The sequence below is a fragment of the bacterium genome (assembly GCA_024224155.1).
Taxonomy (GTDB): Bacteria; Acidobacteriota; Thermoanaerobaculia; order Multivoradales; family JAHEKO01; genus CALZIK01.
The window spans coordinates 1-6,556 of the sequence record JAAENP010000285.1 but is presented as its reverse complement, the minus strand read 5'-3'; the positions used below and the strand labels follow the sequence as shown (position 1 = coordinate 6,556).

Genomic DNA, 6,556 nt, shown 5'->3' with positions numbered 1-6,556 from the left:
CGCGTAACCCAAGCTACGCCTCCGCACGGAGGATCGCCAAGTCTCGTCTAACGGACCGGGGAGAGTCGGGAATCGGGACATCGCGCTGCGCTGCCCTGCTGCGAGATCAGGACGTGGCTTCCCTACGAAGTCTTATCGGACGTGATGAGTCAGCGCGTTTTCGTAGTCGTCCGAGCCTCGCCGTCGTGGCTCGAGCGCAAGCTCGCGGCCACCGATTCCGTCTTCACTCTTCAGCGTGGAGTCGTCCGCCGCTGCATCGAGTGCCCAGGCCTATCGCCCCCGCCATCCCGAGCCAAGACTTCGATGTCGATGGCATCGCGTTGCCGCCATGGTAGAAGTCGTAAGATGAAGAGGCGCAGGCGAGAATGAGCCAGCTGTCAAGAGAATCCGCCGCCCGGAGCTACTCGGCTGTTGAGCCTTTGAGGGAGCGGCTGGAGCTGGACCACAGTTTGCTGCCGTTCTCGGAACAGAGATGGGACGGATCGCCGGTCCCGTTTCCGGTACTCCACCTGGACGATCTGTCTGCCATCCCGCATCTCGGTTGTATCAGGGGTATCGAGGAGTACCAGCATCGGGCAAGGCTGCGCGCCAGAGAGGGCGATCTCTTCGCCGCAGCCACCTTGCCGCAGGAGGGCTACGAAGAGTACTGCTGCGAGCGTCTGGGTCTCAGCGATGTGGAGTTTCTGCTCGCGGAGGCGGTCGACGGAGAGATGGCCGTGGCGCGAGCATGTACGACAGGCAGAGCCTGGCAGCGAATTCTGGGGCGCACTCGGGACGCCGGTGGTCTGGCGATCCATCCGTTCATGGGCATTGAAGACGTGTGGGAATTGGCAAGGCGACTTGCCGGAGCGTCGGGTGTCCAGGTCACCGTCATCGCTCCACCTCCACCGGCAACTTGGATAGCCGACGACAAGGCGCTGTTCAGTGAGGTGGTGGAGCTTGTCCTCGGTAAGAAGTGGCTGCTCGAAACCCATCGGGCTGCAGATGCTGGCACGTTGGCGAATCTCCTCCTGGACCTGGCGGGGCGGTACCAGAAGGTGGCTCTAAAGCGTCTTCGCTGCATCTCGTCCAGAGGCAACGCCGTCTTCGACTCGCGACGACTCCGCGGTGTGGGCCTGGCGGTGACGGAGAAGGAGGTTCGCGACTTCCTGGCACGAACCGAGTGGCAGGGCGACGAGGAGGTCCTAGCTGTAGCCTGGGAGGAAGCGAACGTCTCGCCTTCGACTCAGATGTGGATTCCTCCCATGGGGGCTGGACCTCCTCGTCTCGATGGTATCTACGAGCAGATTCTCGTGGGCGAGACGAAGATCTTCGTCGGCAGCCGACCTTCGGCTTTACCGAGAGCCGTGAACGAGGCCCTGACCCGGGCATCATTGGATGTCGCGGCCGGTCTCCAGGCCCTGGCCTACGTCGGCCGCTGCTCCTTCGATTTCGTAGTGCTGGGCGATCCGGGGGGCGATTTCCAGATCCACTTCACCGAGTGCAACGGCCGTTGGGGAGGAACAAGCACGCCCATGGCACTCTTGGACCGTCTGATCGGGAGCCCTCGGCCGCCTCACCGGGCCGGGGATTTCGTCGAGCCGCGGCTTGTTGGGGTTTCCTTTCTGGAGCTCCTGGAGCAGATAGGCGACCAGGCCTTCGAGGCTGCCCGCGCTCGAGGCAGGTACATCTTCTACAACACCGGGCCGCTCAGCGAGTTCGGCATGCTCGATGTCATCGCGCTTGGGCGGACCCAGGAAGAGGCCGAGGCCGCAATGGAGGAGGATCTCCCACACCTCTTAGGCCTTTGATCAAAGGTTCATGAGCCCCTCTCCTCAAGACCCGAGCGGTCCGCGGGCCAGGGCGTAACATAGTGAGTCGAGGGAAGAACCGGAGTGATGGAAGAAGGTCGCGAGCTCGTGGTGACGATTGTCGGCGGCGGCTCGAGCGCCCACGTGCTGATCCCATTCCTTTCGGCCGCGGGGCATCGGGTCCAGCTGTTGACGCGCAGACCCGACGACTGGTCGAGGGAGGTCGAGCTCGAGGTTCAGTCGATCGACGGCGATCTCGAGAACACCTTTCGCGGCTCATTGGCACGGATCAGCGACGATGCGGCCGAGGTCGTTCCGGATGCCGACGTGGTGATGCTGTGCATGCCGGTGTGCCAGTACCGTGTCTCACTCCACAACATCGCGCCGCACCTGCGTCGGGATCGAGAGGTCTTCGTCGGCACGATCTACGGCCAGGCGGGCTTCAACTGGATGGTCGGCGAGATCACGCGCGAGTTCGAGCTCGAGCGCGTGACGACTTTTGCGGTGGGGCTGATTCCCTGGATCTGCCGAGTGCTCGAGTACGGATCGAAGGGAGTGACCTACGGTTCGAAGGAGGTCAACGTCGTCGCGGTCTCGCCCCGCAAGCGCTTCGAGGCGCTCGAGCGGAGTTTTTTGGGCTCGATCTGCGAGCGCTGGCTCGGCACCGGGCCGTTCGTCCAGGCCGACAGCTTCCTGTCGCTGACGCTGTCCGTAGACAACCAGATCATCCACCCTTCGCGCTGCTACGGGCTGTTTCGCCGCTATGGTGGGCGCTGGGAGAGCGCGGAGGCGATTCCCTACTTCTACCGCGACTTCGACGAGCTCTCCGCCGATCTCCTGCGCTCCCTGGACGCGGACTACTCCAAGGTCCGGGACGAGATCCGGGAGCGGTTTCCCGAGCGGGAGTTCACCCACATGCTCGACTACCTGGCTCTCGAGCGGCTTTCCTACCAGTCGCAGAACACCGACATCCGGGAGTCGTTCACGACCTCGCATACTCTGGGCGCCATCAAGCCCCCGACCCGGCAGCTCCCCGACGGCGCGTGGGTGATCGATACCGACCACCGGTTCTTTACCGACGACATCTCCTACGGTGTCTGCATCGCCAAGTGGATGGCGCAGGAGCTCGGGTTATCGGTGCCGACCATCGACGACATCATCGCCTGGGTTCAGGAACTGCGAGGGGAGAGCTACATCGCGGATGGCCGTCTGCTGATCGACGGAGACAGCCTGGCCGGGCGATACCGTTCGGGTATTCCACCCGTCTACGGAATCCGCACGATCAAAGAGGTCGTGGATTGAACCGAGATGGCCGGGCGGGTTCGATCCGGCGGCAGCCGGGGGATGGTGTCGGGGTCCGAGACCAGCCTAGACTCCAACTGGGCTATCGGCTTGCTCGAAGAAGGTGTCGGAAGCGAGCTGGGTCCCACTCGGTACTTCGGAAACCGGAAGCCAAGACCGTTTGCCGGGAAACCCGCTGACCTACACTGCTAGTGTTGAAGAGCTGCGAGATCCTGGCGGCCGGCTATGTGCGCGGAGCGCATCTTCTTCATCTCGCCCACGCGCTCTTTCTCCGGAGCGAGCTTCGGTGAGCTCGCTTCTGAATGCCGACAGGCGTCACCTCGCCGCGGCTCGGCCCATCGGAATGTGAGGCCGCGCAGGCTCCGCTCCTGATCTCGTAGGCGAAAGGCTTACCGAACCTGAGCGTGCGCGAAGACTGGTGGAGCCGATCGGGATCGAACCGACGACCTCTTGAATGCCATTCATTGGTCTTGGGCTGGCACCCGTCCGGGATCCTACCGCCGCATGGAGACCCGGAGAGCAGGTCATCCTGGCGCTACTGCGCGCCAACTCCGAAGCTCCAGATCCCGCAGCTCCGAATAGGGGATTTCTTCTCCGCCCACGCGGTGCCCTCTCCTCAGGTCATAGAATCCCCGCAACATGGTCCCAAGCCCGGAGGAGATCCTCAGAACCGCGAAACCGTTCAGCGCTTTGCCGGAAGAGGATCGGCTGCACCTTGCCGAGGTGGCCGAAGTGAAGTCGTTTGCCGCCGGTGAGTTGATTCTCCACGAGGCGGATCCGTCGGAGTACTTCTACACGATCGTCTCAGGACGGGTGAAAGTCTTCAAAACAACCCGCTCAGGGAAAGACATCATATGGGGGATCTTCGGCTCCGGAGATCCTGTGGGCAGCGTGGCCGTGTTCAAGGAACGCCCCTACCCTGCCACCGCGGCGGCGCTGGAAGACACGGTGTGCATCCAGATCTCACGCTCTGCTCTCTACTCGCTGCTCGAACATCACCCGTCCATCGCCAGGGGGCTTCTTCTCGGCCTGACCCAGCGTCTCGTCGAGCTGGTCAACCGGGTCGGGGAGCTGACCGGGGCGCGCGTCGAGCCTCGGCTAGCACGACTGTTCCTCCGACTCGCCCGCGAGATCGGTCGCGAGGACCGCGGCGGGATCTTCATTCCGCTGCCACTCAGCCGCCAGGAGCTTTCCGACATGACCGGCACAACGATCGAGACCTGCATCCGTGTAATGAGCAAGTGGCAAAAGGACGGGACCGTCCACACCGACCACGACGGCTTTGTGGTGCTTGATCGCGAGGCCCTGAGAACCCTAGCCAGAGCCTGACCGCAGAAGTCTGACCCAGACGCCTGGCGGAGCCGGGACGCATATGACGCCCGTCATACGCTCCTGCTCTCGGGTGTGCCACTTTGGGCCATCGTGAAGTTTCTGGGCCCGGGCTCCGGGCTCGCCGAGATGGCGAAAGCCAATCGCGCTCTCATCCATCGAGCGCAGCGCACCGACTGCCATTGTGCATCCGCGGTGCTAAACCTGGGCGCTTCCGTCGCCTCACTCTCCACTCGGGCTTCTTGCCTGTTCGAGCTCAACCGCTTTCTCGACGAGGCGGTTCTCGAGGAGCTTCTCGCCGAGCGCCGCAGCCTGGCCGACGATCTCGATCTGCTGGAGAGCCTGTCCGAGGCGAACTCGACATCCCCCGATAGCGAGGCCCTCGCAACCGCCCTTCTGGGTCGCATCGAGAATCTCCTCGCGCGCGAGGATCGTGTTCTCTACCAGCCCCTGCTTCGCCTCGCGGAAAGGCAAGCCGAGGACCACAACTCTCAGTCAGAAGAGGCATCCCGGTGAGCCCGACGAGTCGAACTCCGCGGACTGGCAGACCGACCCTGCTTGCCGTGCCCTTGCTGGTGGGCAGCCTCCTGCTGCTCGGTCCTGCGGCCTGGGGCGATCCGTCGCCGCGGCGGCAACTCACCTTCGCAGGCGAGATTCCCACATTCGAAGCGTTTCAACTCGCGCTCGAGGCCAGCGAGGTCAGTGGTGGCGCCTTCGATGTCACTGTCGGCCCGCTCGTCGAGGCCTGGGGGTTCGGTCCCGGAGGGCGCCGCTCGCGACAGCCCTCCGAAGAGGAACTTCGTGAGCTGCTCGGCGCCACCGGCTATCGCGGTTTGGAGCTGGATGCGTCGGCGCAGACGATTCGCAAGAAGCTACCGGAGATCTACTGCGATCTGTCGGGTGTGGCCAAAGGCTACGGCGTCGATCGAGTCGCCGCAGCGCTCGATCGCCTCCGAGCCGACCGCTACATGATCGAGGTCGGCGGAGAGATTCGAACCCGCGGCAGGAATCTGGAGGGTCGAGCCTGGCAACTCGCCATCGAGAGCCCGACCGCGGCACGGGCCGTCCATCGCGTCGTGTCCCTTTCCGGAGCGGCGCTGGCTACGTCGGGCGACTATCGGAATCACCATGACCTGGAGGGCTCCCGAGTTTCCCACACTATCGACCCTCGCGTGGGCCGCCCGGTCGAGCACTCCCTAGCGTCGGTCAGCGTCGTGCACTCACAGTGCGCGCTCGCCGACGCCTTCGCCACGGCCCTCATGGTCTTGGGACCGGACCAGGGCTGGCGGCTGGCCGTGAGAGAGAACCTCGCGACCCTGTTTCTGATCCGCGATAGTGAGGCCGGACTCGTCGAGAAGATGACGCCGGCCTTCGACGAGCTCTATTCAGAGGTTCGGCTTGCGAGAGCGAGCCGGCGTGGGGAGCGAATCACGTTCATTGGAGAAAGGTAGAGGTGACGTATGAAGCACACAACCGTCATTGTTGCACTCCTTGCCGTCGCAGGCCTGGCAGCGCTGCCGGGAGACGCGCTCGGTCAGGACCCGGCCCTTGTGGAGCGGGGCGCGGCCGTCTACGCCTCTCGCTGTGTCATTTGCCACGGCGCCGATGGCGACGGCAAGGGGCTCACCGGGATCATCCATCGCGCTCAGCAGAATGGGGTGGTCATCGCGATCTATCCGCGCGATTTCACCGCGGGAACGTTCAAGTTCCGCAGTACTCCCAGCGGCTCCCTGCCGACGGACGAGGATCTGATGCGAACGATCACGGAGGGCATCTCGCGATCGGGCATGCCGTCGCACTCGGATCTCTCCCTGGCGGACCGACGTGCCGTCATCGAGTTCATCAAGACCTTCTCGCCCAAATGGCAGCGGCAGAAGACCTCGGAACCGATCGACATCGGTTCGGTCCCCGACTACGTGGCGACGTCCGAATCGGTCGACAAGGGCCGAGAGGCGTACGCCCTGATGCAGTGCTCCAAATGTCACGGTGAGCTGGGTCGGGGCGACGGCCCCTCCTCGGGAGTCCTCGAGGACAGCTGGGGCGACCCGATCCTCCCCTTCGATTTCACTTCCGGTCCGCTGAAGGGCGGCGCCACCGCGGACGCCATCTACCGGACCTTCGTGACCGGTCTCGAT

6 protein-coding genes are annotated in these 6,556 nt (G+C 64.0%); all 6 read left to right on the top strand.

The window, feature by feature from the left end; genetic code table 11:
• Window positions 1-365: 365 nt before the first annotated feature.
• Window positions 366-1,790 (top strand): hypothetical protein, encoded by a 1,425-nt coding sequence (locus tag GY769_14990; GenBank protein ID MCP4203227.1) that lies wholly within the window; start codon window positions 366-368, stop codon window positions 1,788-1,790.
• A gap of 87 nt (window positions 1,791-1,877) precedes the next feature.
• Entirely contained in the window at window positions 1,878-3,092 is a 1,215-nt protein-coding gene (locus GY769_14985) for a hypothetical protein (protein MCP4203226.1), read from the top strand.
• Window positions 3,093-3,731: 639 nt separating this feature from the next.
• Window positions 3,732-4,421, top strand: a complete 690-nt coding sequence (locus GY769_14980) for a Crp/Fnr family transcriptional regulator (protein MCP4203225.1) — start codon at window positions 3,732-3,734, stop codon at window positions 4,419-4,421.
• 129 nt (window positions 4,422-4,550) lie between these two features.
• On the top strand, window positions 4,551-4,937 hold the full coding sequence (locus tag GY769_14975) for a hypothetical protein (GenBank protein ID MCP4203224.1): 387 nt from the start codon (window positions 4,551-4,553) through the stop codon (window positions 4,935-4,937).
• Window positions 4,934-5,872, top strand: a complete 939-nt coding sequence (locus tag GY769_14970; protein ID MCP4203223.1) for an FAD:protein FMN transferase — start codon at window positions 4,934-4,936, stop codon at window positions 5,870-5,872. Before GY769_14975 ends, GY769_14970 begins: the two co-directional genes overlap by 4 nt.
• Before the next feature lie 9 nt (window positions 5,873-5,881).
• Window positions 5,882-6,556, top strand: a 675-nt coding sequence (locus GY769_14965) for a cytochrome c (GenBank protein ID MCP4203222.1), incomplete at its 3' end; no start/stop codon positions are given.